The following is a 3,091-nucleotide window of genomic DNA, read 5'->3' as shown; positions in this document are numbered from 1 at the left end:
ACGTCGAGATCATCAGCGAACGTCTGATGCTCGGCAGCTCATTAGTGGAGCACTGGCTACTCAACCAGGTCTGGTTGCCTGCGGGTTGGTACCGCCCTCGTAAGAGGGAGTGGGAAGGCCCGTCGAGGGGGCTGGGACTGGTTGGACACACTGTTGGGTCCTGAGGAAACGGGCCATCCCCCGTGAGGGGGTGTTCTTCTCCTCTGGAGCACAGGACCGGGGATCTTTCCACGTGGTGGGAGGCGATCCGGTCGCTGTTTGTTGTTTGAGATTTGCATAGTGGACGCGAGCATCTTTGTGGCCAAGTTTTTTAGGGCACACGGTGGATGCCTTGGCATCAGGAGCCGATGAAGGACGTGGGAGGCTGCGTTAAGCCTCGGGGAGTCGCCAACCAGACGTTGATCCGGGGATGTCCGAATGGGGAAACCTAGCACCAGTCATGTGGTGTTGCCTCCGCCTGAATGTATAGGGCGGTTGGTGGTAACGCGGGGAAGTGAAACATCTCAGTACCCGTAGGAAGAGAAAACAACAGTGATTCCGTGAGTAGTGGTGAGCGAAAGCGGATGAGGCTAAACCGGGCATGTGTGATAGCCGGCAGGCGTTGCATGTTCGGGGTCGTGGGACCTTCTTGATCGATCTGCCGGTCGGTCGAACAGTGAGAAATCGATGGGGTAGTTGAAAGCTCTGGGAAGGGCTGCCGTAGACCGTGAGAGCCGGGTAGGCGAAACCTTGTCGACTGTTTGAGGGGATCCCAAGTAGCACGGGGCCCGAGAAATCCTGTGTGAATCTGCCAGGACCACCTGGTAAGCCTAAATACTCCCTGATGACCGATAGTGCACTAGTACCGTGAGGGAAAGGTGAAAAGTGCCCCGGTGAGGGGTCGTGAAATAGTACCTGAAACCGTGTGCCTACAAGCCGTAGGAGCTTACAAGGGCTTGTCTCTTGTGTGATGTGACTGCGTGCCTTTTGAAGAATGAGCCTGCGAGTTATGGTGTGTGGCGAGGTTAACCCGTGTGGGGAAGCCGTAGCGAAAGCGAGTCTGAATAGGGCGTTTGAGTCGCATGCTGTAGACCCGAAGCGGAGTGATCTACGCATGGGCAGGTTGAAGCGAGGGTAAGACCTCGTGGAGGACCGAACCCACCAGGGTTGAAAACCTGGGGGATGACCTGTGTGTAGGGGTGAAAGGCCAATCAAACTCCGTGATAGCTGGTTCTCCCCGAAATGCATTTAGGTGCAGCGTCGCGTGTTTCTTGCCGGAGGTAGAGCACTGGATGGCCGATGGGCCCGACAAGGTTACTGACGTCAGCCAAACTCCGAATGCCGGTAAGTGAGAGCGTGGCAGTGAGACTGCGGGGGATAAGCTCCGTAGTCGAGAGGGAAACAGCCCAGATCACCGACTAAGGCCCCTAAGCGTGTGCTAAGTGGGAAAGGATGTGGAGTCGCAGAGACAACCAGGAGGTTGGCTTAGAAGCAGCCACCCTTGAAAGAGTGCGTAATAGCTCACTGGTCAAGTGATTCCGCGCCGACAATGTAGCGGGGCTCAAGTACACCGCCGAAGTCGTGGCATTGATGAGGACTTTGGTTCTTGTTGATGGGTAGGGGAGCGTCGTGCAGCCGGTGAAGCCGCCGAGTGATCGAGTGGTGGAGGCTGTGCGAGTGAGAATGCAGGCATGAGTAGCGAATCGAGGGTGAGAAACCCTCGCGCCGGATGACCAAGGGTTCCTGGGCCAGGCTAATCCGCCCAGGGTAAGTCGGGACCTAAGGCGAGGCCGACAGGCGTAGTCGATGGACAACGGGTTGATATTCCCGTACCCGCTTTAACGCGCCCATATCGAACCTGTTGATGCTAAGAGTCCTTAAGTCAGCTAAGACCTTCGGGTCTGGTGTTAGGCCGAACGCTCGAACCGATGCGGTAGTAGGTAAGCGATGGGGTGACGCAGGAAGGTAGTCCAACCCAGGCGATGGTTGTTCCTGGGGTAAGCATGTAGGGAGTGGGGTAGGCAAATCCGCCTCACATGTATCCTGAGATGTGATGCCGAGCCGATTGTGGCGAAGTGGATGATCCTATGCTGCCGAGAAAAGCCTCTAGCGAGTGTTGTGGCGGCCCGTACCCTAAACCGACTCAGGTGGTCAGGTAGAGAATACCAAGGCGATCGGGTGAACTGTGGTTAAGGAACTCGGCAAATTGCCCCCGTAACTTCGGGAGAAGGGGGACCTCTGCTGGTGATGGCACTTGCTGTCTGAGCTGGTGGGGGTCGCAGTGGCCAGGGGGAAGCGACTGTTTACTAAAAACACAGGTCCGTGCTAAGTCGTAAGACGATGTATACGGACTGACGCCTGCCCGGTGCCGGAACGTTAAGGGGACCGCTTAGCCGCGTAAGTGGCGAAGGTGAGAACTTAAGCGCCGGTAAACGGCGGTGGTAACTATAACCATCCTAAGGTAGCGAAATTCCTTGTCGGGTAAGTTCCGACCTGCACGAATGGCGTAACGACTTCCCCGCTGTCTCAACCGCAGACCCGGCGAAATTGCACTACGAGTAAAGATGCTCGTTACGCGCAGCAGGACGGAAAGACCCCGGGACCTTCACTACAGCTTGACATTGGCGTTTGGAACGTCTTGTGTAGGATAGGTGGGAGACTGTGAAGCTCGGACGCTAGTTCGGGTGGAGTCATTGGTGAAATACCACTCTGGTCGTTTTGAACGTCTAACTCTGGTCCGTGATCCGGATCGGGGACAGTGTCTGGTGGGTAGTTTAACTGGGGCGGTTGCCTCCTAAAGAGTAACGGAGGCGCCCAAAGGTTCCCTCAGCCTGGTTGGCAATCAGGTGTTGAGTGTAAGTGCACAAGGGAGCTTGACTGTGAGACTGACGGGTCGAGCAGGAGCGAAAGCTGGGACTAGTGATCCGGCGGTGGCATGTGGAAGCGCCGTCGCTCAACGGCTAAAAGGTACCCCGGGGATAACAGGCTGATCTTCCCCAAGAGTCCATATCGACGGGATGGTTTGGCACCTCGATGTCGGCTCGTCGCATCCTGGGGCTGGAGTAGGTCCCAAGGGTTGGGCTGTTCGCCCATTAAAGCGGTACGCGAGCTG

1 rRNA gene is annotated in these 3,091 nt (G+C 56.6%); it reads left to right on the top strand.

Annotated features, from left to right (window positions below):
• Positions 1-299: 299 nt before the first annotated feature.
• A 23S ribosomal RNA gene (locus ACWEOH_RS19740) occupies positions 300-3,091 on the top strand; the annotation flags it as partial.

This window comes from Agromyces sp. NPDC004153 (genome assembly GCF_053603635.1).
The sequence above is the reverse complement of the archived record's forward strand: the minus strand, read 5'-3'. Positions and strand labels throughout refer to the sequence as shown.